General features: G+C 61.9%; 19 protein-coding genes. 11 read left to right on the top strand and 8 right to left on the bottom strand.

The genetic code is table 11. From position 1 onward, the window contains the following. Window positions 1-207: 207 nt before the first annotated feature. Window positions 208-2097, bottom strand: coding sequence for an asparagine synthase (glutamine-hydrolyzing) (gene asnB / locus bcor_RS02355; protein ID WP_033497203.1), 1890 nt, complete (start codon window positions 2095-2097; stop codon window positions 208-210). Between the two features lie 134 nt (window positions 2098-2231). Continuing rightward, window positions 2232-3302, bottom strand: coding sequence for a peptide-methionine (R)-S-oxide reductase MsrB (msrB, locus tag bcor_RS02350; RefSeq protein WP_033497459.1), 1071 nt, complete (start codon window positions 3300-3302; stop codon window positions 2232-2234). A 223-nt stretch (window positions 3303-3525) separates the two neighbouring features. Between msrB and bcor_RS02345 the strand changes: the two genes are divergently transcribed. From bcor_RS02345 to gap, 5 genes are all read left to right on the top strand, one after another. Next, window positions 3526-4275 carry an AzlC family ABC transporter permease gene (locus bcor_RS02345; protein WP_051875615.1) on the top strand — a complete coding sequence of 250 codons (750 nt, stop codon included), beginning with the start codon at window positions 3526-3528 and terminating at the stop codon, window positions 4273-4275. Next, window positions 4272-4631: a branched-chain amino acid transporter permease gene (locus tag bcor_RS02340; RefSeq protein WP_033497205.1), complete on the top strand. Its 360-nt coding sequence runs from the start codon at window positions 4272-4274 to the stop codon at window positions 4629-4631. Before bcor_RS02345 ends, bcor_RS02340 begins: the two co-directional genes overlap by 4 nt. A gap of 53 nt (window positions 4632-4684) precedes the next feature. Next, on the top strand, window positions 4685-5641 hold the full coding sequence (locus bcor_RS07205; protein ID WP_179943881.1) for a thiamine pyrophosphokinase: 957 nt from the start codon (window positions 4685-4687) through the stop codon (window positions 5639-5641). Between the two features lie 56 nt (window positions 5642-5697). Beyond that, window positions 5698-6111 (top strand): arsenate reductase family protein, encoded by a 414-nt coding sequence (locus tag bcor_RS02330; RefSeq protein ID WP_051875613.1) that lies wholly within the window; start codon window positions 5698-5700, stop codon window positions 6109-6111. Between the two features lie 189 nt (window positions 6112-6300). Continuing rightward, the gene (gap, locus tag bcor_RS02325; RefSeq protein WP_033489855.1) at window positions 6301-7356 is read left to right on the top strand and encodes a type I glyceraldehyde-3-phosphate dehydrogenase; all 1056 of its coding nucleotides are present in this window, start codon (window positions 6301-6303) and stop codon (window positions 7354-7356) included. Window positions 7357-7439: 83 nt separating this feature from the next. Here gap and bcor_RS02320 read toward each other — a convergent pair whose 3' ends face one another. Next, complete coding sequence (locus bcor_RS02320) at window positions 7440-8039, bottom strand: DedA family protein (protein WP_033497207.1); 600 nt, start codon at window positions 8037-8039, stop codon at window positions 7440-7442. Window positions 8040-8206: 167 nt separating this feature from the next. Further along, window positions 8207-9328 carry a 4-hydroxy-3-methylbut-2-enyl diphosphate reductase gene (locus tag bcor_RS02315; RefSeq protein ID WP_051875783.1) on the bottom strand — a complete coding sequence of 374 codons (1122 nt, stop codon included), beginning with the start codon at window positions 9326-9328 and terminating at the stop codon, window positions 8207-8209. A gap of 301 nt (window positions 9329-9629) precedes the next feature. Between bcor_RS02315 and bcor_RS02310 the strand changes: the two genes are divergently transcribed. Both bcor_RS02310 and bcor_RS07730 read left to right on the top strand, forming a co-directional pair. Continuing rightward, window positions 9630-10580, top strand: a complete 951-nt coding sequence (locus bcor_RS02310; protein ID WP_033490791.1) for an aldose 1-epimerase family protein — start codon at window positions 9630-9632, stop codon at window positions 10578-10580. A gap of 95 nt (window positions 10581-10675) precedes the next feature. Continuing rightward, the gene (locus bcor_RS07730) at window positions 10676-10750 is read left to right on the top strand and encodes a 50S ribosomal protein bL37 (protein WP_099327425.1); all 75 of its coding nucleotides are present in this window, start codon (window positions 10676-10678) and stop codon (window positions 10748-10750) included. A 122-nt stretch (window positions 10751-10872) separates the two neighbouring features. Here the strand turns inward: bcor_RS07730 and bcor_RS07480 are convergent, their stop codons facing one another. Both bcor_RS07480 and bcor_RS02300 read right to left on the bottom strand, forming a co-directional pair. Beyond that, a complete protein-coding gene (locus bcor_RS07480) occupies window positions 10873-11163 on the bottom strand; it encodes a hypothetical protein (RefSeq protein ID WP_232340052.1) in 291 nt (96 codons plus the stop codon). 49 nt (window positions 11164-11212) lie between these two features. Beyond that, complete coding sequence (locus bcor_RS02300; protein ID WP_033489853.1) at window positions 11213-11848, bottom strand: sigma-70 family RNA polymerase sigma factor; 636 nt, start codon at window positions 11846-11848, stop codon at window positions 11213-11215. A gap of 173 nt (window positions 11849-12021) precedes the next feature. On the opposite strand from bcor_RS02300, the gene bcor_RS02295 reads away from it, so the two are divergent. From bcor_RS02295 to bcor_RS02280, 4 genes are all read left to right on the top strand, one after another. Continuing rightward, the gene (locus bcor_RS02295; RefSeq protein WP_033497209.1) at window positions 12022-12777 is read left to right on the top strand and encodes an exonuclease domain-containing protein; all 756 of its coding nucleotides are present in this window, start codon (window positions 12022-12024) and stop codon (window positions 12775-12777) included. Between the two features lie 166 nt (window positions 12778-12943). Then, window positions 12944-14548 (top strand): UDP-N-acetylmuramoyl-L-alanyl-D-glutamate--2,6-diaminopimelate ligase, encoded by a 1605-nt coding sequence (locus bcor_RS02290; protein ID WP_033497211.1) that lies wholly within the window; start codon window positions 12944-12946, stop codon window positions 14546-14548. Window positions 14549-14623: 75 nt separating this feature from the next. Then, on the top strand, window positions 14624-15868 hold the full coding sequence (locus tag bcor_RS02285) for a carboxylate--amine ligase (protein ID WP_033497213.1): 1245 nt from the start codon (window positions 14624-14626) through the stop codon (window positions 15866-15868). Continuing rightward, entirely contained in the window at window positions 15865-16587 is a 723-nt protein-coding gene (locus bcor_RS02280; protein WP_033497215.1) for an aspartate/glutamate racemase family protein, read from the top strand. Before bcor_RS02285 ends, bcor_RS02280 begins: the two co-directional genes overlap by 4 nt. A gap of 181 nt (window positions 16588-16768) precedes the next feature. Here the strand turns inward: bcor_RS02280 and smc are convergent, their stop codons facing one another. Both smc and bcor_RS02270 read right to left on the bottom strand, forming a co-directional pair. After that, the gene (gene smc, locus bcor_RS02275) at window positions 16769-20413 is read right to left on the bottom strand and encodes a chromosome segregation protein SMC (RefSeq protein ID WP_033497217.1); all 3645 of its coding nucleotides are present in this window, start codon (window positions 20411-20413) and stop codon (window positions 16769-16771) included. After that, a complete protein-coding gene (locus bcor_RS02270; RefSeq protein WP_033497219.1) occupies window positions 20413-21834 on the bottom strand; it encodes a bifunctional folylpolyglutamate synthase/dihydrofolate synthase in 1422 nt (473 codons plus the stop codon). The genes smc and bcor_RS02270 overlap by 1 nt, the downstream gene beginning before the upstream one ends. Window positions 21835-21926: the final 92 nt, after the last annotated feature.

Raw genomic sequence — 21926 nt, 5'->3', positions numbered from 1 at the left:
GCAAACCGCATTACTCCTCGTGGTCAGGCAACCAATATCACGGAGCCAAACCCACAATGTGAACCCGAAGCCATGGGAGGCTCCCAGGTGGGATTATCCACTTTCTTGATTTCTCAAGCCAAAGGACACTATACCACAGAACCGGAGACATGCCCACGGGAACGGACCGCAGCAAAACACCCGCAGCGCGCCGGTCCGTGCAGGGGCCTAGTCCGCCAGGTCGAGAAGCTCCGGCTTGGTGCCGTCGTGGATGAAGTAGTCGTCGTACCAGGTCAGGAAGGAGTAGATGGTCCAGATCTTGCGCCGGGCATCGTTCCTGCCGGCATAGTTGTCGTCAATCATCTGCAGGAGGGCCTCCTGGTCGAAGAACTCCCCCACGTAATCCCGCTCGAAGACCGAACGGACCAGACGATAGTACTTTTCCTGGCGAAGCCAATCCTTGATGGGGACCGGGAAGCCCAGCTTCTCGCGGTCGGACCACTCCCGCGGTATATGCCGGTCAGCGGCCTTGCGGAAGGCGAACTTGGTGTTCTCGTCCGTAATCAGATACCTGGTGGGAACCTTCTCGGCCACATCCATGAGGCGCGTGTCGAGGAGCGGCACACGCAACTCCAGGGAATGGGCCATGGTCATCTTGTCGGCCTTGAGGAGGATGTCACCGGGCATCCACTGATGCATGTCCAGATACTGCTTTTTCTTGAGCTCGGACAGGTTCTGTCCTCGGAGACGGGCATAGGTCCGGTCCACGATCTGCTTGACCGAAGGCGCTTTGCGGTACTCGGGCCGAAGGATGCGCCCGGCCTCGTCCTCCTCGAAGACCTTGGCCTGGCCGATGAAGTTCTCCTCGGCCGGAGCCAGGTTGGCATAGAGATGCCAGGCCCCGGGGAAACGCTTCCCCTTGGCCCAGCGCCCTATGGCATAGCGGGCCTTGCGGGGCAGGTGCCCCAGAATCCGGGTGGCCACCTTGATGACCTTGTACCGGGTGTGCACCCCGTAGTCCACATAACCCGCGAAGAGCTCATCGGCCCCCTCCCCGCTCAGGACCACACGCAGATCGCGGCTGGCCAGCTCCGAGAGGAAGAAGAGAGGCACACAGGAGGGGTTGGAGTCCGGCTCGTCCAGATACCACTGGATCTGCGGGAAAAACTGGAAGGCCTGGTCGCCGTCCAAAGATTCGGTGGTGTTGTTGAGCTTGAGGAGGGAGGCCAGTTCCCCCGCCTGGTCGGACTCGTTATAGGTGCCCTTGCCGAAGCCGATCGAATAAGTGTGCTCCGGGCGGGCAACCGCGGCGACATAGCTGGAATCCACTCCGGAGGAAAGGAAGGAGCCCACCTCCACATCGGCGACCTGGTGGGCCTTGACGGAATCCTCCACGGTCTTGTCGATCGAGTCGACCAGGTCGGCCAGATTCTGGTCGCTCTCACCAAAGGCCGGATCATAGTACTGGTGAATGTCCATCTTCCCGTCCCGGTAGGTGAACCAGTGGCCTTCGGGCAGTTTGAATACGCCCTTGAAGAAGGTCTCGGGCAGGGCCGGGTACTGGAAGGTCAGGTAGGGCCGCAGCGCTTCCTTGTTGAGTTCCTTATGGAAATCGGGATGCTGGATGAGGCTCTTGATCTCCGAACCATACATGAAGGTGCCGCTCATGATGGCGTAATAGAAGGGCTTGATGCCGAAGTGGTCACGGGCCCCGAAGAGTTCCTTGCGGTTGCTGTCCCAGATGACGAAGCCGAACATGCCGCGAAGACGGGTCAGCACGTCTTTGCCCCACTCCTCGTACCCATGCAGGATGACCTCGGTGTCGGAGTCGGTGGTGAAGGTGTGCCCCTTCTCGATCAGGACCTCGCGCAGCATACGGTAGTTGTAGATCTCACCGTTGAAGGTGATGGCCATGCTGGAGTCCTCGTTGAAGATGGGCTGGTCACCGCCCTGGAGGTCGATGATGCTCAGCCTGCGGAAACCCAGGGCCACCTGCTCGTTGACGAAGTGCCCCTCCTGATCAGGACCTCGATGGGCGATGATATCCGTCATCCGCTTCAGGACGGCCGTCTTCTCCTCGATTGGGGCATCAGAGACGAACCCGGCTATTCCGCACATTGGCAGCACTCCTTATAGATTCAGACCAGCAATCAACGATAGCAAAGGCATGTGTCTGAACTGTGCCCGCGCGGAACCATCGGGCGCGGGCACAGTCATGACGGTCGGGGATTCAGACCCGGCCACGACGGGATTCAGTCGGCCCGCCCACCGGCCTGGCCATCCACCAGGGGCAGATAGTCCCCGTAGCCTTGGGCCTCCATCTCATCCCTGGGCACGAATCGAAGAGCTGCGGAATTCATGCAGTAGCGGCGACCGCCCCGGTCCGCCGGACCGTCGTCGAACACGTGCCCCAGGTGGATGCCTGACCGGGCCGTCCTGACCTCGATCCGGGGTCTGCCCAGGAGTTTGAAATCGTTCCGGTTGACCAGGAGGTCAGGGTCGATGGGCTTGGAGAAGGCCGGCCACCCGCAGCCCGAATCATACTTGTCCGCCGAGGTGAAGAGCGGCTGACCATCGACCACATCCACATATATCCCCGGGCGGAACTCCGCATCGTACTTGTTTGTGAAGGGCGCCTCCGTGGCAGCGTGCTGGGTCACCTCGTAGCTCTCCTGATCCAGGGCCCAGATCCGTTCGATGTACCGCTGCCGCTTGGGGGCTGCCGCGATGGCATCCAGGGGGATGTGGCAGTACCCGTCAGGATGCTTGATCAGATAATCCTGGTGGGATTCCTCAGCCGGGTAGAAGTTGCTCAGGGCCTCGACCTGGACCGCAGGATGCCGCCCCGTCCGCTCCTCAAGTTCGCGGATCGCCCTGCGGAAAACAGGCTCCTGTTGATCGCGCCGTCCGGCCTCCCAGTAAAGTCCACTCCGATATTGGCGACCCCGGTCATTGCCCTGTCTGTCTACGGAGAAGGGGTCGATCATATCCAGCAGGAGAAGGGTCAGGGTGCGCAAGGTGACCCTGCCCGGATCATAGGTGATCCTGACGGCCTCGACCGCATCGGTGTTGCCGGTGCAGACCTCCTCATACGAGGGGTTCTCCACCTTGGACTGGGCGTACCCAACCTGGGTATCGGTGACACCGCTCACTTCCTGAAAGAAGCGTTCCACCCCCCAGAAACACCCCCCGGCAAGGACGAGGGTTTCGGCCCCGCCAGGAGCCGCCTGCCGACCATCCGAACCCGTCGGCCCCTCGGCGACCACAGCCGGGGACTGCATCCGAGTGTGCTTCATCGTGAACATATCGCCTGCTCCTGTCATGATTCCTCGCATCGTCCACCTCATTACACTCGGTCCAACACGTGCTCGAACCGGCCTATTCCTACGTGGCCATCCATATGTTCCGCTTCTCACAGTTCCGACACCCTGCCTTGGCACCACTCCCCACTGCCGGTTACCATCGAGCCGGTATCCAAGCCATCCAGGTCCGTCTGGGCGGTTCGGAGAATCGGCGGTGGAAGCGTGGAAAGGTCGAAAAGAGACGATGAAGCAGGTCAGGGAGGGCTCGGCTGTGAGCAAGGCGTTCAGGGCGGCCCTGCCGTTGACCCTGCCTATTCTGGCCGGTTTTCTCTTTCTGGGCATCTCCTACGGATTCCTGATGACCAGCAAGGGGTTCCCCATCATCTACCCCCTGGCCATGAGCGCCCTGATATTCGCCGGGTCCATGGAGTTCGTCACCGTTGAACTTCTCCTGTCGGCCTTTGACCCCCTCGGCGCCCTTGTCCTGACTCTGATGGTCAATGCCCGCCACCTCTTCTACGGGTTGGCCATGCTGCCCCGGTTCAGAGGGACGGGATGGAAGAAACCCTACCTGATATTCGGCATGTGTGACGAGACCTTCGCCCTTATCTCCTCCAGCAAGGAACCGCCCGGAGTCGATCGAGGATGGTTCATGTTCTTCATCACCCTCCTCAACCACGCTTACTGGGTCAGCGGGGCCGTAGCCGGTGCGGTGCTGGGGAACCTGGCCCGATTCGACGCACGGGGACTTGAGTTCGTCCTGACGGCCATGTTCGCGGTCCTCTTCATCGACCAGTGGATGAGGACGAAGACACACTCCCCTGCCCTTATCGGCCTGACGGCCTCGCTGGTCTGCCTCCTGGTCTTCGGACCGGACCACTTCATCATTCCCTCCATGGTTCTTATCGTGGCGGCTTTCGCCATCGCCGACCAGACCCTTGGGAGGCACCGGAAAGACCAAGGCGACTCCGAAGAGACAGGGGCGAGCGCATGACCACCCTGCAAAGCGTCCTCACCATCGCCATCGTGGTTCTTGGCACCATGTGCACCCGGTTCCTCCCCTTCCTCATCTGGCCCGAGGGACGCAAGCCACCGGCATTCGTCATCCGCCTGGGGCAGGTGCTTCCCGCCGCAGTCATGGGGATGCTGGTGGTCTACTCCCTGCGCAACACCTCCCTGACCGGCGGAGACCACGGCATATACGAGGGGGTATCCCTCCTGGTTACGGTCCTGGTGCACTGCAGAAGGCGGAACATGATGGTCAGCATCGCCTGCGGGACCCTGACCTACATGGCCCTGGTCCAGGGTTGGATTCCCCTGGCGGCGCAGGCACTTGGCCTAGGATGGTGACCAAGCCCGGCAGGATCGGCCAAGAAAAGGCGGCCAAGGAAAGGCGGACAAGGATGAAGGAACCGGTTGAAGACACCTCCCCCCGTATCTGCCAGATCTGGGGGGCCGGTCAGTATTACGGCCACGAAACGGCATCCTCTGATGCCGACATCATCATCGCCGCCGACGGCGGGGCGGACGAAGCGGCCTCAGGGGGTGTCACCCCCGACCTGGTGGTGGGCGACTTCGACTCCATCACAACCGACAGATCTGCAACTGTGGACCACGGCGGAAACGACGGTGATTCTGCACATTCACCAGGCACGCCCGCACCGGACGAATCCCGCTCCTCGTCAACCGATTCGCCCTCATCCATGAGACGACCTTCCTCGCAGGGTGCAACCACCTCACCGGAATCACCGTCCCCGACCAGATACCGGCGGCTGCCGGCCGAGAAAGACGACACCGACATGCTGGCCGCAGTCAAACTGGGTTGGGAGGCCGGCTGCCGTATCTTCCGTATCTATGGTGGTCTGGGCGGACGGATGGACCACACCTTGGCCAACCTGAACATGATCTCCCTGGTGGCGGCCGCCGGAGGACGAGCCAGCCTATATGGCGACGGCATAATCGTCACCGCCATCAGCCGGGGTTTCCTCTCGTTCGCCCCCTGGCGGTCCGGAGAGCGGGCCATGGTCTCGGTCCTTTCGGCCTCCGACCGGTCGGAGGGCATCAGCGAGCGCGGTCTGAAATACCAGGTCGAGGGAATGACCATGACCAACCTGGAACTGACCGGCGTCAGTAACGAGTTCCTTCCGAACACCCCCGCCCGGATCGGTCTGGACAGGGGAATCATCTACGTCACCTATCCGGACGCGGCCCCCATGCCAAGTTGGCACACGGACATCACCCCCGCCACATCCCTGGGCCACCTCGATACCCGACCCTCCCGCTGGCTGACCCGACCAGGACGGGACCAGGTCGAAGAGGAAACGGACCCGACCACCTCCCCGGTTCAGGGCAGCGAATGAACCCGCACGGTGGAGGAAACGCCCGGAGGCAATGCCGAGAGAGAAAGGTCAGCATCATGTCGGATACATCCACGGAAAACCCAGTGAACAAGCCGATTTTTGTCTGCTACAAGCCCTGTTCGACCTGTGCCAAGGCGCGTACCTGGCTCAGGTCTCAAGGGATCGATTTCCTCGAACGTGACATCAAAGGAGAAAATCCCACGTTCGAGGAGCTGGACACATGGCAAAGGCTGAGTGGACTGCCGGTAAAGCGGTTCTTCAACACATCCGGGCAACTCTACCGATCCATGGGACTGAGTGGGAAGCTGCCGGAAATGAGCAGGGAGGCGGCCCTGCGTCTCCTGTCCACCGATGGGATGCTGGTCAAGCGCCCTATTCTGGTCGACGGGTCCACGGTGCTGGTCGGGTTCCGTCAACCACAGTGGGAGCAATGGTGGACCGATACGAACGAGAATCCTCACAAATCTTGAGCGGTTTGGTTGGATAGTGTACAACAATTTCTAACATTGCAGATGTTCGTTTTTGGCCCGACATTCCCCGGCCTTCCGCTTGGTTAAAGTACACACGACCCACTAAAGTATGAGATGTTATCAGTAAGTGGACGTGTACAGTCCCGAGTCACTTGTTCTGTATACGGCCGGTCTCCAAGGGAGAAATCAATGACAGTAAAGATTGGCATCAACGGCTTCGGTCGTATCGGTCGTCTGGCTTTCCGTCGCATCTTCGAGCTGCAGGCCCGCGGCGGCGACGCCTCCGAGATCGAGGTGGCAGCCATCAACGATCTGACCACCCCGTCGATTCTGGCCTACCTGCTCAAGTACGACAGCACCCAGGGCAACTTCCGTCATGACGACGGCACCCCGGTCGAGGTTTCCGCCACCGACACCGCCATCGTGGTGGACGGCAAGGAATACCCCGTGTATGCCGAGAAGGACGCCAACAACATCCCGTGGGTCAAGAACGACGGCGTGGACTACGTGCTCGAGTGCACCGGCTTCTACACCTCCGCCGAGAAGTCCCAGGCCCACCTGAACGCCGGAGCCAAGAAGGTCCTCATCTCCGCTCCCGCCAAGGACGACACCACCCCCACCGTGGTCTTCGGTGTCAACCAGGACATCCTCAAGGCTTCCGACAAGATCATCTCCGCCGGTTCCTGCACCACGGGCTCCATGGCCGCCATGGTCAAGATGCTGGATGACAACTTCGGCATCCGCATCGGCTACATGACCACCATCCACGCCTACACCGGCTCCCAGATGCTCCTGGACGGCCCCAAGGGCAGCAAGCCCCGTGGCACCCGTGCAGCCGCCATCAACACCATCGAGCACTCCACCGGCGCCGCCAAGGCCATCGGCAAGGTCGTCCCCACCGTGGACGGCAAGCTGCAGGGACATGCCCAGCGCGTGGCCGTCCCCTCCGGCTCAGTCACCGAGCTGACCACCGTCCTCAACAAGAAGGTCACCATCGACCAGATCAACGAGGTCGCCAAGAAGGCCTTCGAGGGCACCGAGTACTACGGCTACAACGATGAGGGCATCGTCTCCTCCGATGTCATCGGCGATACCCACGGCGGTATCTTCGATGCCACCCAGACCGATGTCAACACCCACGGCGACGACCAGCTGGTCCGCACCGTTGCCTTCTACGACAACGAGTACGGCTTCACCAGCAACATGATTCGCACCCTGCTCTACTTCGCCGAGCTGGGCGAGTGAGCATCATTCCGATGCGGTGAATAGTCGGGGGCCACTCCTCCAATCGGGGAGTGGCCCCTTTTTCATACCCGGAGACCGTCTCCTCAACGAGAACGCGAAACGGTTTTTATGAGTATGTCGCAAAGAAAGCCGACCACCATACCGACCAGGAAACCCAGGGCCATCACGGTCAGGGGGTTATTGGCAAGCCAGGCGGAGGCCAGATAACCAAGTGTCCACATGTATATGCCCCAGAGGCCTCCGGCCAGGGCCGACAGGGGGATGTATCGGCTCAGCGGGTAGTGGGCCGCACCTGCGGTCAGGTTGATGATGGTACGCCCAGCAGGCACGAACCGGGAGGCCACGGTGAAGAACCCTCCCCCGCGCTCAAAAGCCCTGTGAGCCCATGAAATCACGGCCTTTCCGGCTGCACCCCGGAAGAAGACGATCTGTCGTAATGGCACCAGTCTGCCCAGCCAATAGGTGCAGACATCCCCGAGGGTGAAGGCCAGGACGCAAACCAGGATCACCCAGATGGGCAGGGGGGATCCGCCCGCCCTGAAAGCCGTGGCCGTGGCCAGCACCACCAGCTCGGTGGGAATGGGGATGATCAGGGCATCAAGGAAGGCCGCCAGGAAAAGGGACCAGAGACCCCATCCGCCGGAAACGGCGGCAAGCAGCCAGGCGTTGATTGCCTGCATCATGGGGCCACCAACCTTTCTTCCTCTTGACATCGCCCGATGGAACAGACCCAAGGATAACCTGACCTGGGGTCGTCAAGCACAGAACCGTAAGAGCGGGGAACGAGCTGAAAGGCTGAAGTGCCGGGAATCATCCACTCCCGAAAGGCACAGGCACATCGGAACGGGAATCAGTCCCGCCGCTCCGTGGCTGAGGCGGGAGACGAAGCCCCTGTCTTCCTGTTGCCGGCTGCACCCCGAGAACGCAAGGCCGAGGGCAGAACAAAGTGCATGGTCTCCTTGATGGTCTCCGCGTAGGAGACCCTCCCGTAGCCCCATTCCGCCAAGGCATCCAAGACACCCTGGACCAGGTCTTCGGGAACCGACGCGCCCGATGAGAGTCCGACCTTGGTGACCCCCTGGAACCAGGAGGGGTCCAGATCACCGGCATCATCGACCCGATGCGCCCGCCCCGGTCCGGAACCCTCGGCACCTGCATCACCGGCGGCGAACCGTTCATTGAGCACGTCCTGCGCAACTTCGACCAGCCTGACCGAATTCGAGGAGTTTGCAGACCCGACGATGACCACACATTCGGCATGCCCGGCCACCAGCTTGACGGCATGTTGCCTGTTCTGGGTGGCATAGCAGATATCAGACCCGGGAGGCTCTTCGATCCAGGGAAAACGGCAGTGAAGGGCCGCAACGATATCGGCGGTCTCATCCAGACTCAGCGTGGTCTGGGTCAGCATGACCAGCTTGGTCTCCGAGGTGAAGTCAAGCCCATCAACATCGGCCTCATGCTCAATCAGGTGAACGTGCTCCGGAGCCTCGCCCACCACGCCGATGGCCTCATCATGGCCACGATGGCCGATATACACGATCTGATACCCGTCACGGACGAAACGATGGACCTCCCGGTGCACCTTGCTGACCAGGGGGCAGCTTGCATCGACCACCTCCATCCCCCGCCTCCGGGCCTCGTCCTGGACCGCAGGTGCAATGCCGTGGGCCGAGAAGACCACAGGCACCCCGGCCCGGACGGCACGGTCGGGAATCTGGTCCAGCTCGTCGACGAAAACGGCCCCGCGGTCGGAAAGGTCTTCGACCACGTGACGGTTGTGCACAATCTGGCGTCTCACATAGACCGGCGGCAGGTCGGCATCATCGGCCTCCCCGTCAGGCGGAGTCCAGGCGTCCAGGATGGTCTCCACGGTCTGGATGGCCCGGTCAACTCCGGCACAGAACCCCCTGGGGTCGGCAAGGATGACCTCCCGGTCGTCCCGGAGGGCCTGGGTATCGGACTGATCCAAGACCTGCCCGACGCCGGTTGCTCTGAACCCTGACACTGAAGACTCCTTACAGAACCGCAATCACACCCTTACCCGAACCAAGGGTCGGGCAACGACTACTCCCGGGCCACACCCTGGCCGATAGGCCTGAACCGATCGCCCGGGTGCGACTTCCGGTACAAGCACATGGTAGGTGGTCCGACCCCTCCCTGCCATGCGGGGAGCCACTCTTTCACCAAGAACCCCAAGAAGGGTGTCACCAGGTAGGATTGTGAGGGAAAGTCGCAAACACTACGGAAGTGAAGCTATGCATAACAGTGAGATGGCAGGCCAGGCAATGCCGCGTACAGGTCAGCAATACTGCATTCACCATGGGGATTACTCGGCAGTAGTGACCGAGCTTGGAGCCACCCTGCGTGTACTGAGGTACCAGGACCAGGATCTGATTGCGTCCTTCGAGCCCGACGGACTTGTCCCCTGCTCCAACGGATGCGTGCTGGTCCCCTATCCCAACCGAATCGAGGACGGGGAGTACACCTTCCAGGGCAAGACCTATTCCATGCCCATCGACGAGCACGGCAGGCGGACCGCCATCCACGGTTTCGGATACCGCTATTACTGGAAGCTTGAGCGCCTCAGCGAGTCCTCGGTGACCCTGGTCTGGCGTGTACCCGACCTGGCCTCCTACCCCTTCGACGTCCTGGTCGGCGTCACGTACACCCTGGATGACCGTGGACTGACCATGACCACCACGGCCACCAACATGGGCGATGAGGCTGCACCCTGGGCCTTCGGAATCCATCCCTGGCTGGCCAACGGGGCCAACGGGAAGGGCGATGCCATTCAGGAGGACAACGGCAGGTGCTCCCTCTCCCTGCCGTGCAGGACCCATATCATCGCCAGCCCAGACCGGCTCCTCCCCCAGGGCAAGGAGCCCGTTGAGGGACGTACGGATCTCAGGGAAGGCCCAAGCCTGGAGGGACAGGCCTTCGATGACGCCTGGACCGATGTCGACCGGGCCGGTGACGGAACCTGCACGGCCGTCTTCACCCGCCCCGACGGGATCCGGATTCAGCTCTGGGGCGACGAGACCATTACGTCCTGGCAGGTCTGCACCGGCACCGGTTTCGATGCCTCCTTCCGGCCGGCCGGCGTTGCCGTGGAACCCATGACGGCCTATGCAAACGCCTTCCGCACCGGCGAGAATCTGGTGGTTCTCCAACCGGCATCGGTATATACCACCCAGATCGGGTACAGGGCGGAACGGGTCTGAACCGGCGGCCGGGACGGGTACAATCTGAGAATGGTCAAGTCGGTGTGCGATAATCGACAAGGCTTATAAGACCATCAGTAGCAAAGGAGTCCATTATGGGCATGCGCGGACGTAAGCGCAGGGATCGCCGCAAGAAGGCCGCCAACCACGGCAAGAGGCCGAACACCTGATCGTTGGCCCCGGTACCTATTGGTACCGGGGTTCTTTTTTATGCGGACCCTCCCTGCATGGAAGCAACCGGACCTGTGTGGTCATCGAAGACCCACTACCACCAAGAGAACCTCTGGATCGGCTAATTCCGACGGGCGGTGTCGCCTTCCTTCACCGAAGCATCCTCCAGTTGATCGAACATACGGCGCAGACGGTCAATCAGGCAGGCCGGCGCAGACTGGGGACGCAGATACTCCCGCAACTCCTCGATCAGGAGACGTTCCCGCTCATCGCAACAGGTCTCCGGGTCGAAGCAATCATCCACGGGTGCCATAGGGGTCTCATCGTGAATATGCAGGCTGGCGCTGGTGATGCTGACGGTCCCACGACTGTCGTCAGAGACGTACTGACTCACTTCAATGCGTCTATCCATCGCGATTCCCTGCTTCCTGAACAGTATCGGGGAACTCCATGCTCCCTGTTCAGCGGCCCCTGGTCGCTGTCCCTGACTTCATACTAGGACGGGCGGCACCTTCGCCGCCAGGTTCTGCTGAGGGCTTGCCCGGACTGGCCTTACCGGACCTGGACCCGCCAGATCCGTATCCACGCTCCTTGGCATAGCGTTCCAACTCCTGACGGAGCTGGGACCTGGCCCGGTTCAGCCGGCTCATGACCGTGCCTATCTTGATGCCCTCTTCATCCGCCACCTGCTGATAGCTCTTCCCGTCGATGGCGGCATCGATGAAGACCCGCCTGCGCTCCGGGCTGAGCCGGTCGAGGGCGGCCATGATCTCCTGGGGGGCGAAGGTCTCCAGATATTCCTGCTCCGCCGATTTGAGCCCCTCGGAACCATGCTCCGATGCGGAGTAGATATCCCAGTCGTTGTATTCACCGGTCGAGTCATTGGCCCGCTTGGGACGGCGCTTGGCCTTGTGATACTGGTTGAAGTAGGCGTTGCGTTCGATCGTGGTCATCCATGCCTCGAAGTTGCTGCCCGGCTCGAACCTGTCGAAGGCCTTGAACCCCCGCTCGAAGGTATCCTGCACCAGGTCCTGGGCATCATCGGGGTTGTTGGTCAGTCTCATGGCCTGACGGTAGAGCACATCCACAGCCGGCATGGCGAGCTCTTCGAACCGACGCTTCCTGTCTTCGAGCTCTTGTTGATCTGCCACGCCTCCATTCTGCCATTCGGCCGACCGGTACGGGGTTACGACATGGGTACCCCTTGCAGAAACTACCCAACCGAGAAGACCCTCGGCTACCATGTTCCCTGAAGGGAAGGTTTGCAACCATGAGCACCGTTCTTACAGCCTTGCACGAAGCGCTTGACTCCGCGCCTGAACAGGATATGACGACCAGGCTTGACCAGTCCTGGCTCCTGGGTTTCGACACGGAGACCACGGGCACCAGCCCCAATCGGGACAACATCGTATCGGCCAGCCTGGTACTGCGTAACCCCCGAACAGGGTATGAGGGTGATGCCGTGGCCGAGTGGATCATCAACCCAGGCCGGCATATCAGCGAGGGAGCCAGCCGGGTCAATGGCTTCACCGACGAATACCTGGCCGAGAACGGAAGTGAACCCGCCGAGTCGATAGAACAGATCGCCGGGTTGATCATGACGGCCCAGAGCAAGCACATACCGCTCCTGGCCTACAATGCCCCCTTCGATGTACGTATGCTCAACGGCGACATTCGCCAATGGTGCTCAGGCAGGATGGAACCAATGCCCGAGAGGGAGCTCCTGGTGGTCGATCCGCTGGTCATCGACAGGGCCATTTCGCACCGCTCCGGGCGGCGGACCCTGACCTATACGACCGAATACTATGGGGTCGTTCCTCATGGGGATTTCCACGACGCAACCACCGACACGGTGGCCTCGGTGGATCTGATCGAGCCTATGACGACGCTCTACCCGCAGGTAGGCAGCATCACCCTGGGCGAGCTCATGGACTGGCAGCGTGATGCGCACAGAACCTGGCTGGAGCAGTTCAACGAATGGCTCGCCTCAAAGGGAAGCCGCCCGGCAATCGATACCTGGTTCTGAAACCTCCCCTCCCCCGCCCGGGGCTTTTGTCCATTCGGTCAAGGCGATGCCCCGCCAGGAGATTTCCGCCCCTTGCCGATATAGACTTGGCTTCTGGTCGCGCCCGAGGCATTCCCGCCTACCGGCACAATCGACCAGATTCCCAATGGGTGAAGGGAGAGACGGCATGGCTCTGACGATGACTTCCGCACTGGATCTGCTGGGCAGGCACCACCTGCTCCGCGAGGTGATTCAGGGCGGGGACTGGTCCCTGGATGCTCCGAACCAGGACGGCGAGCCTGCCGAGTTCAAGACGCTGACCTACGACACCCGCCAGGTGGAACAGGGCAGCCTCCTCTTCTGCAAGGGGAATTTCAAGCCCGAATACCTGGACGGATGCGACCAGGCCGGGATGGCTGCCTATGTGGCAGAGACGGACCTGTCCGAACGGTGCCAGGCCCCGGGCATCATCGTTTCCGACGTGCGCAAGGCCATGAGCCTCCTAGCTGCGGCCCACTACGGATACCCGCAGGATGACCTCACCCTGGTCGGCATCACCGGAACCAAGGGGAAGACGACCACCGCCTACTTCCTCCAGAGTATGCTCAACCAGCTTTCGGATGGACGGGCGGCCCTCCTTTCGTCCGTCGACAACTGCCTGGACGGGCAGCACTACCGGGAGTCCGAACTGACGACCCCGGAGTCCCTGGACCTCTTCCGGATGATGCGGCAGGCCGTGGATGCCGGCATGCGCTACATGGTCATGGAGGTCTCCTCCCAGGCCTACAAGGTGGACAGGGTCTATGGGTTGACCTTCGACCTGGGCGCATTCCTCAACGTCTCCCCTGACCACATCAGCCCCATTGAGCATCCCACCTTCGAAGACTACCTGTTCTGCAAGCGTCAGCTCACCTACAACTCCAGGAAACTGGTCCTGGGGGCCGACTGCGCCCATGCCGACCTGATCAGGCAGGATGCGGCAGCCGCAGGCACACCGTTGACCACCTTCGGCATGGACAGAACCGAGGCGGGATCCCGGCCGCGACAGGATGCAGATTTCCTGGTCCGGTTCGGGGAACGTCACGAGGATGGCCCGGCGGACTCCTATTTGATTGGACCGGCCTCGGGCCCCATGACTGCGATCAATCCGTCCATGGACGGGGACTTCAATGCCCTGAATGCGTGTGCCGCCTTGGCCATGGTTCAGACTCTCGGCCTGGAACCCGACCAGGAGGCCCTGAAGGCCATGGAGGAAGTCAGAATCGCCGGAAGGATGGAACACTTTGCCTCCGGCAATCGGGTGGCTTATGTGGATTACGCCCATAACCAGGCTTCGGTCAAGGCCCTCCTGGACTTCGTGGATGAGCAGTTCGGCAACCGCAACCCGGCTGTCACCCTGGTCTCCGGCTCAGCGGGCGACAAGGCCATCGACCGCCGCCAGGGAATCGTCCAGGCCGCCCAGAACAGGGTGGATCGGCTCATCATCACCGGCGACGATGAAGGCACGGAAGGAGCCGACCGCATATGCCGACAAATGTTGGGCTATGTGACCAATCCCGATCTGGACGTCTCGATCATCCTCGACAGGACCCAGGCCATCACCACGGCCATCCAGGAGGGGGCGGGCGACGGCACCGGGCTCCAGGTCATCCTGGTCATCGGCAAGGGTGAGGAGCGCTGGATCAAGGTTGGTCACCAGCAGGTCCCCTACGAGGGCGATGACCGGATCGTGGCACGCCTCCTGGGAACCCGCAGCCATGACCTGGGTGCCACAGGCACACCCCGGGGATGAGCGGAGGGCGGGCTATATGATAGAAATCCGTACGAGTATTCCAACCGAGGTCAACACAGCAGGTGGTCCACACAGATGAAACGATTTCAGCCGGTCATTTTAGGTAGCGATATCAACGCCTACGGCATGGCCAGGGCCTTCCATGAGGCCTACGGACTGGTTTCGACCGCCTTCGCCCACTTCCAGCTGTCGCCGACCAAGTACAGCCGAATCATCGACGTCCATCTCGTCAAGGACTTCACCAAGCCCCAGGTCTTCGTCCAGGCTTTGACGGACTGGGCCAGGGAATACCTGCAAAAGCACCCCGGAACCACCCTCATCCTCCTACCCTGCGGGGATACCTACGCCAACCTTCTGGATCAGGTTGGCGCACCCCTCCGCCGGTATTTCGCGTTCAACGCCATCGATGCGGATCTGAACCGCAGGCTGAGCCTGAAATCCTCCTTCTACGACCTTTGCGAGGAATATGACCTTCCCCATCCGCTGACCAAGAGCGTGGACAAGGCCGGCGTGGAGGCCGGTGAGCATCGGAACCTCCCCTTCGACTACCCGGTGGCTATGAAGCCCGCCGACAGCGACGAGTGGCTGGGTATCGATTTCCCCGGACGCAAGAAGGCCTTCATCATCCAGGACCCGGAGGAGCTGGATACCCTGATACGCCGTGCCTACCAGGCGGGGTACACCGGCAGGATGGTCATCCAGGACTTCATTCCCGGCGGCGATGAGAACATGCGGGTGCTCAACGCCTACGTGGACCAGCACCATCGGGTGCGGATGATGTTCCTGGGGCACCCGTTGCTGGAGGACCCGACCCCTGAGGCCGTGGGGAACTATGCGGCCATCATCCCCGATTACAACCAGGGCATCTTCGACCGGATCAAGACGTTCCTGGAGGATATCGGCTACTGCGGGGTGGCCAACTTCGATATGAAGTACGACCCGCGCGATGATACATACAAGCTCTTCGAAATCAACCTCCGCCAGGGACGAAGTAGCTACGTGGTGACCCTGAACGGATTCAACCTTGCCCGGTACTTCGTTGAGGACCTGGTCGAGGACTCGGCATTCGACGGCCGCACCGTCTTCGGCCGGGGACACAGGCTATGGATGGAAATCCCGCAGGACATTTTCCAGACCTACACCCAGCCGTCCAAGGACAAGGACAGTGCCCTGTCCATGATCAAGCGCGGCGACTGGGGAACCACCCTGGAGTACAGGCAGGACAGGAATCCGCTGCGCTGGCTGATGGTGCGGCATATGTTCTCCATCTACCGCAAACGCTATGCCCAGTACTTCAGGGACAAGGGAGGCCTGGCATGAGGAACTTCTTCGCCGTTCTGGGCGGCATGGGAACCATGGCCACCGAGAGCTTCGTGCGCGTTCTCGACAAGGAGACACACGCCACCCGCGATCAGGAGTTCCTGGACTATGTGGTCTTCAACCATGCCACGGTCCCGGACAGGACGGACTTCATTCTGGGGCGGAGCACGAATGACCCCTACCCCTACCTGGCCGAGGATGTGGACCAGGCCACCCGGATGGGTGCCTCCTTCATGGTCATGGCCTGCAATACGGCCCACCTGGTCCTGCCCCGCCTCCAGGACCGCACCACGGTACCCATCCTGAACATGCCCCAGGAGACCATCGACTGGGCCGTGGAGCACTTCCCCTCCTCCACCCACCCCCGGATGGGGTACATGGGGACGGAAGGGTCCCGACATGCGGCCATCTACCACAGCCCTGCCAGCAAGGCAGGCTACGACCTGGTAGACCCGGACCAGGCCCTCCAGGACAAGGTCAACGCCCTGATCTACCAGGATGTAAAGGAGGGCAGGTTCGACCGGGACCGGTATCTGGCCGTGGTCCAGGAGTTCCTGGAACATTACCACTGCGACACGGTATTGCTGGGCTGTACCGAGCTGTCGGCCCTGAACGAGGTTTACCCCATGCCCGACCTGCCCATCGTGGACTCTCAGGCCATCCTGGCCCTATCCACCGTGCGACGGGCCAAGGAACTCCGGGCGGAATCATCCCACTGATCGACCCTATATCCGCGTAATCGCAGGAATAAGCAGCAGCAGAAGCGATTCAATCAAAGTTGTCGAAGAGCCTCTTGGGAACATGGTTCACTCCGCCCCAGCACGCTGACGGCTTTGGGCCCGCACGGGCGGGCCCGGTCCGAAGTGGTTCACGGCGTTCCGTGTCGATGACCGATGAACCCTACCCTTCGTCCTGCTCCCTGTCGAGCTTTTGGGAGATGACGGACGTGACACCATCCCCACGCATGGTGATGCCGTAGAGCGAATCGGCGATGCTCATGGTCCGCTGCTGATGGGTGATGACAATCAGCTGGGCATGCTCCCGCAGCTGGTTGAAGGCCTTGATCAGCCTGGTCAGGTTCACGTCATCCAAGGCCGCCTCGACCTCATCCATGACATAGAAGGGGCTGGGGCGCGCCGTGAAGATGGCAAAGAGGAGAGCCAGGGCCGTCAGCGAGCGCTCCCCACCCGAGAGGAGGGACAGCTGTCTGACCTTCTTCCCGGCGGGACTGGCCTCGACCAGCACCCCCGTGGTCAGGAGGTCATCCGGGTTCTCCAGACGCAGCCTGCCGGTGCCACCGGGGAAGAGGGTGCCGAACATCCGCTCAAAGGCTTCGGCCGTGTCGTCAAAGGCCTCCTTGAAGACCTGGACCATGGTCTTATCCAGGTCCTTGACCAGCCCCATCAGGTCGTCCCTGGATTTGACCACGTCATTGCGCTGCTCGTTCAGGTATCGGTTACGGGTCTGTAGGGCATCATATTCCTCGGTGGCCAGGGGATTGACCTTGCCCAGGGCGGCCAGGTCCCGTTTGGCCTTTTCGAGTCGTTTGACCTGCTCGGCACGAACATAGGGTACGGTCTTGCAAAGTCGGGCATCGGTCACCGACTCCGGAGATGAATCGGAGTCGGCCCCGTCCGCATCCAGGGGCACGGGGTTGCCCTCGTCATCAAGGACCGGTACCGGTCTGTCCGGTCCGTATTCGCGGATGAGCTCATCGACCTCCATACCCAGGTCGTCATGAATCCGTTGCCTGAGCTGACCATCCTCAGTGGCCAGGCGTTCACGGTTCAGGTCCAGGGTGTGCTCACGTTCCTGGAGGGCGGCCACCTCGGGCTCCAACCCATCCCGTTCCTTGCGCAGACCGATCAGCTCCTGATCCTGAGCGGAGACCCGCTCCTGGAGGCGTTCCCGTTCCTGTGTGGCCGCCTCCATGCTTTTGGTGACCAGGTCGGACAGAAGCATGGATTGGGAGCTGATGCTTCTGAGTGTTCCGACCTCCTGGCGACGCAGCTCGTTTTCCTTCTGCTGACGTTCCCTGCGTTGCTGCGCCTGATTGGCCTGATCCATGAGCAGTTCCACCTGCCGGGTCAGGGAACCGGCCTTCCGGTCGGCCTCCTTCCAGGTCAACCGGGCCTCCATCTCCCGGGACCGGGCCTGGTCCAGGGCACCTTCCAACTCCCCCGACCGGCGGTCCATGTCATCCAGGTCGACCTGGTCGTCCCCGTTGGCCTCCGCCTTGGCCAGGCTTGACTTGAGGTCTTCCAGCTTCAGGGTGTGCATATGGATCTGCTCCTGAGCCTGATCCCTGCGCTCCCTCAGGTCCTGGAGCCGCGCTTTGACCTGCGCCGCCTGGGTCCTGGCCCCTTCCAGGGCACGGGCGGACTGTTCGGCTTTGAGCCTTGCCTCGGTCTGTCGGTTCCGGGCCTCCTCCACCTGCCTGATAGCCAGATCCAGGGTCTTCCGGGCCTCCTCCACCTTGGGTGTGAGGGCTTCCGACTCCCGGGCCAGCCCTTCGGATTCCGCCAAGGCCCTGTCCCGGCGGGCCACCAAGGCCAGGTCGCTGGTGGCCGGGGATGAACCGCCTACGGCCCCCACCCGGTCGAAAAGATCTCCATCCCGGGTCACGGCCTGATCCCAATCTCCCGTTTCCAGAGCTTCCAGGGCGGCTCGACCGTCCTCTACAGCTGCCGTTCCGGCAAGCAGAAGGCGGATGGCCGCCAGAACCCTGTCGGCCTGGCCGCTTTCACCCTCCGAGACTGCTTTGCGTGGTCCGACCAGCGATGCTGCGGACCTGTGGCCTTCGCCTTCCCCCGCACACTTCTGAATGGCATCGTCCTGCACTACGTCACTCGGCACAAGCAGGGCCGCCCTACCCAGTCTGTCATCACGGGCACGGTCCAGGGCCTTGAGCAGGGTATCGGGGCCGTCCACGACGATTGCTCCGGCATAATCACGCAAGGCATGGGCCAGAGGTTCCTCCCAACCCTCCTCGACCTGAATGAAATCGGTGACGGAACCCAGGGAAACCAAGTCGTCCTGACCGGTCAGTTTGTCCGAGGCGCTCCTGCTCTCGATGGTGTCGGTCAGGGCATCGGCCTTGGCCTTGAGGGAGATGATCCGGGCATCGAGCAGGCGCTGCTGCTCTTCCAGGGCGTCCAGTTCCTGACGGGCCTTCGATTTGGCTTCCTGGGCCGATTCGATGCCCTGGGGATCTTCCTGGGCAGGCTCCCTGGACTCCTCCTCCAGAAGGTCCAGACGCTGCCTGGCCTGGTCCTGCTCCTTGACCAGCCCCACCTCCTGCTGATCGAAGTCGTCCGTACGTCGCTGGGCCAGATCCAGGGCCGATTCCTCCTTGGCCACCATCTGTCGCAGGTCGCCCAGCCTGGCATCACGCCGCCGAGCGTTCTGTCGCAGCTCGGTCAGGGTTTGGCGGAGGGCCGCCAGCTGCTTCTCCTGGTCGGCCCTGGACTGCACCGCCTTGTCCAGGGCGATACGGGCATTGGACACCTGCGTTTCCTGGGCCTCAGCCTGATCTTCAAGCTCTTTGGCTCGTTTGCGCAGTATCTCCGGGTCGTCTCCCGGATGATCGATGATGCGTCCCTGGAGGGAGCGCGCCCGCTCGTCGGCCAAGGAGGCCATCGACCGGAACCGTTCCTGAAGCTGGGTCAGGTCATGCCATACCTGATTGATTCGCTCCATTTCAGGGTTCGATCTGCTGGAGACCGACTCAGCCTGTTCGATTTTCAGCTTGACCCGGGCAAGATCACGCTGACGCGAGGTCAGGTCCTGGCGGACACTCCCCATCTCCTGGCGGACCGAGACCAGCCCCTCCTTTGATTTCAGGGCATCCTCGGCATCGATCCTGGCCTGGGCGTCCCGCAGGGAGACCTGTATCTTGTCGGCCCGACGGGAAACCTTCGCCTGGCGGCCCAGCGGCCCCAGCTGGCGGTGAATCTCCCCTATCAGGTCATCAAGGCGCGACAGGTTGGTTTCCGTGTTGGACAGCTTGCGCAGGGCCCGCTCCTTGCGCTTGCGGTGCTTGAGTATCCCGGCGGCCTCCTCGATAAAGGCACGGTGCCCGCTCGGATCGGCCCTGAGAATCTCGTCCAGGCGCCCCTGCCCGACAATGACATGCATCTGCTGGCCCAGGCCCGTATCGCTCAGAAGGTCCTGGATGTCCAGGAGACGGCAAGCGGATCCGTTGATGGCGTACTCGGAACCACCGTTGCGGTAGATGGTTCGCGAGATGGTCACCTCGGTATAGTCGATGTCCAGGGCATGATCGGAGTTGTCGATCGTCAGGGTCACCTGTGCCCGTCCAAGCGGCGGCCTGGAGGAGGTGCCTGCAAAGATCACGTCCTCCATGGAGGAGCCACGCAGACTCTTGGCCCCCTGCTCCCCCATCACCCAGGCCAGGGCATCCACGATGTTGGACTTCCCCGACCCGTTCGGGCCCACCACGGCCGTGATGCCGGGCTCGAACCGGAGGGTGGTGGCCGAGGCGAAGGACTTGAAGCCCTTGAGCGTCAGCTCCTTCAGGTACATCAGGCACGCTCCGATTTGGGCTTGTCCAGATCGGGGTTGTGATGCTCCTTGAGAAGGGTACGGGCGTCGCCTGCGGTGACGAAGCTGCCGCAGATCAGCACACCCCTGCCGTATCCCAGACCGGTCTCATCCTCGGCGTCGACCATATTGACGGCCTCCTGGATGGCGTCGGGAAGGGAGTCCCTCCTGATGACCCGGTCGGGACCAAAGACCTGCTTGGCGATCTTCTCCAGGTCTTCGGCGGGCATGACCCTGTCACGCCAGGAGTTCTCGGTGACGATGATCTGGTCCATGATCGGCTCCAGAACACCCAGATAGTCCTCGACCTGTTTGTCGGCCATCATGGCCACCACCCCGACCAGCTGTTCGAAGTGGTAGTTCTCCTCGATGGCTTCCCTCAGGGACTGGGCGGCGTTCAGGTTGTGCCCGCCGTCGATGATGATGGTGGGCGAGTTGCGTATCTGCTCGATGCGCCCCGGAACGCCGACCTCGCTCAGGGCCTCGTCCACCAGATCCTGATTGAGGGTTCCGCTGACCGGGATGACGATTTCGGCTGCAGCCAGGGCAGCAAGGGCGTTGTGGGCCTGGTGGGCTCCGAACTTGTCGATGGGAACCTCGGTGTACTCCCCGTTGGGAGTGCGCAGGGTGGCCACCTGACCACCCACGGCGGGCATCCGGGACACCACCTCCAGCTCCTGCCCGTCATGGAGGACCCGGGCTGCACCACGCTCACGGGCGGCCGCCTCGATGATTGGCATGACAGCCTCCTCATGGGGCTGCGGCCCTACGATGACGGTGGAACCCTCCTTGATGATTCCCGCCTTCTCGGTGGCTATCTGTTCGACCGTGTCGCCCAGCCACTGCATGTGATCCAAGTCAACCGGACCGATGACGGCAACATCCGCACTCAGGACGTTGGTGGCGTCCCAGAGTCCGCCCATGCCGACCTCAACAACCGCCACATCCACGGGGGCGTCCGCAAAGGCCCAGATGGCCATGGCCGTCAGGACCTCGAAGAAGCTCATCGGCGGCCGCCCCTCCTTGGCGAACCGGTCGTCGACCATCGTGATGAAGTCCTCAATCTGCCGGTATACATCCACGAAGCGCTCATCCGACAGCTCCTGCCCATCGATGGCGATCCGCTCGTTGATCCGCTCCAGGTGGGGGGATGTATAGAGGCCCGTCCTCATGCCGTAGGTGCGGGCGATGGCTTCAGCCATCCGGGCCGTTGACCCCTTCCCGTTGGTTCCGGTGATGTGGATGACACGGAAGCTCTGCTCCGGATGCCCCAGGAGGTCCAGTATCAGGCTCATCCGATCCAGGTCCAGATTGGTGGTGTTGTGCTCGGCAGGGCGCGACATGATGGCACGCTCCACCTCACGGATATCCTGACCATCGCTGTTGGGTTCTTCGAATGACATACTCAGCCCTTGCTCCTGCTCCCGTACGATACTAGCCCTACCTATTCTATGCGTCAGGGCGGTCCGGGCAGGCCTTCATCCCAAGGCCGAGA

The organism is Bifidobacterium coryneforme, from assembly GCF_000737865.1.
Taxonomy (GTDB): Bacteria; Actinomycetota; Actinomycetes; order Actinomycetales; family Bifidobacteriaceae; genus Bombiscardovia; species Bombiscardovia coryneformis.
This window is presented reverse-complemented; position numbering and strand designations above follow the sequence as displayed.

What these genes read in the sequence shown, in the direction of transcription:
- asnB (WP_033497203.1), bottom strand. Translation starts at nt 2,097, where the DNA reads ATGTGCGGAATAGCCGGGTTCGTCTCTGATGCCCCAATCGAGGAGAAG.
- msrB (WP_033497459.1), bottom strand. Translation starts at nt 3,302, where the DNA reads ATGACAGGAGCAGGCGATATGTTCACGATGAAGCACACTCGGATGCAG.
- bcor_RS02345 (WP_051875615.1), top strand. Translation starts at nt 3,526, where the DNA reads ATGAAGCAGGTCAGGGAGGGCTCGGCTGTGAGCAAGGCGTTCAGGGCG.
- bcor_RS02340 (WP_033497205.1), top strand. Translation starts at nt 4,272, where the DNA reads ATGACCACCCTGCAAAGCGTCCTCACCATCGCCATCGTGGTTCTTGGC.
- bcor_RS07205 (WP_179943881.1), top strand. Translation starts at nt 4,685, where the DNA reads ATGAAGGAACCGGTTGAAGACACCTCCCCCCGTATCTGCCAGATCTGG.
- bcor_RS02330 (WP_051875613.1), top strand. Translation starts at nt 5,698, where the DNA reads ATGTCGGATACATCCACGGAAAACCCAGTGAACAAGCCGATTTTTGTC.
- gap (WP_033489855.1), top strand. Translation starts at nt 6,301, where the DNA reads ATGACAGTAAAGATTGGCATCAACGGCTTCGGTCGTATCGGTCGTCTG.
- bcor_RS02320 (WP_033497207.1), bottom strand. Translation starts at nt 8,039, where the DNA reads ATGATGCAGGCAATCAACGCCTGGCTGCTTGCCGCCGTTTCCGGCGGA.
- bcor_RS02310 (WP_033490791.1), top strand. Translation starts at nt 9,630, where the DNA reads ATGGCAGGCCAGGCAATGCCGCGTACAGGTCAGCAATACTGCATTCAC.
- bcor_RS07480 (WP_232340052.1), bottom strand. Translation starts at nt 11,163, where the DNA reads ATGGATAGACGCATTGAAGTGAGTCAGTACGTCTCTGACGACAGTCGT.
- bcor_RS02300 (WP_033489853.1), bottom strand. Translation starts at nt 11,848, where the DNA reads ATGCCGGCTGTGGATGTGCTCTACCGTCAGGCCATGAGACTGACCAAC.
- bcor_RS02295 (WP_033497209.1), top strand. Translation starts at nt 12,022, where the DNA reads ATGAGCACCGTTCTTACAGCCTTGCACGAAGCGCTTGACTCCGCGCCT.
- bcor_RS02290 (WP_033497211.1), top strand. Translation starts at nt 12,944, where the DNA reads ATGGCTCTGACGATGACTTCCGCACTGGATCTGCTGGGCAGGCACCAC.
- bcor_RS02285 (WP_033497213.1), top strand. Translation starts at nt 14,624, where the DNA reads ATGAAACGATTTCAGCCGGTCATTTTAGGTAGCGATATCAACGCCTAC.
- bcor_RS02280 (WP_033497215.1), top strand. Translation starts at nt 15,865, where the DNA reads ATGAGGAACTTCTTCGCCGTTCTGGGCGGCATGGGAACCATGGCCACC.
- smc (WP_033497217.1), bottom strand. Translation starts at nt 20,413, where the DNA reads ATGTACCTGAAGGAGCTGACGCTCAAGGGCTTCAAGTCCTTCGCCTCG.
- bcor_RS02270 (WP_033497219.1), bottom strand. Translation starts at nt 21,834, where the DNA reads ATGTCATTCGAAGAACCCAACAGCGATGGTCAGGATATCCGTGAGGTG.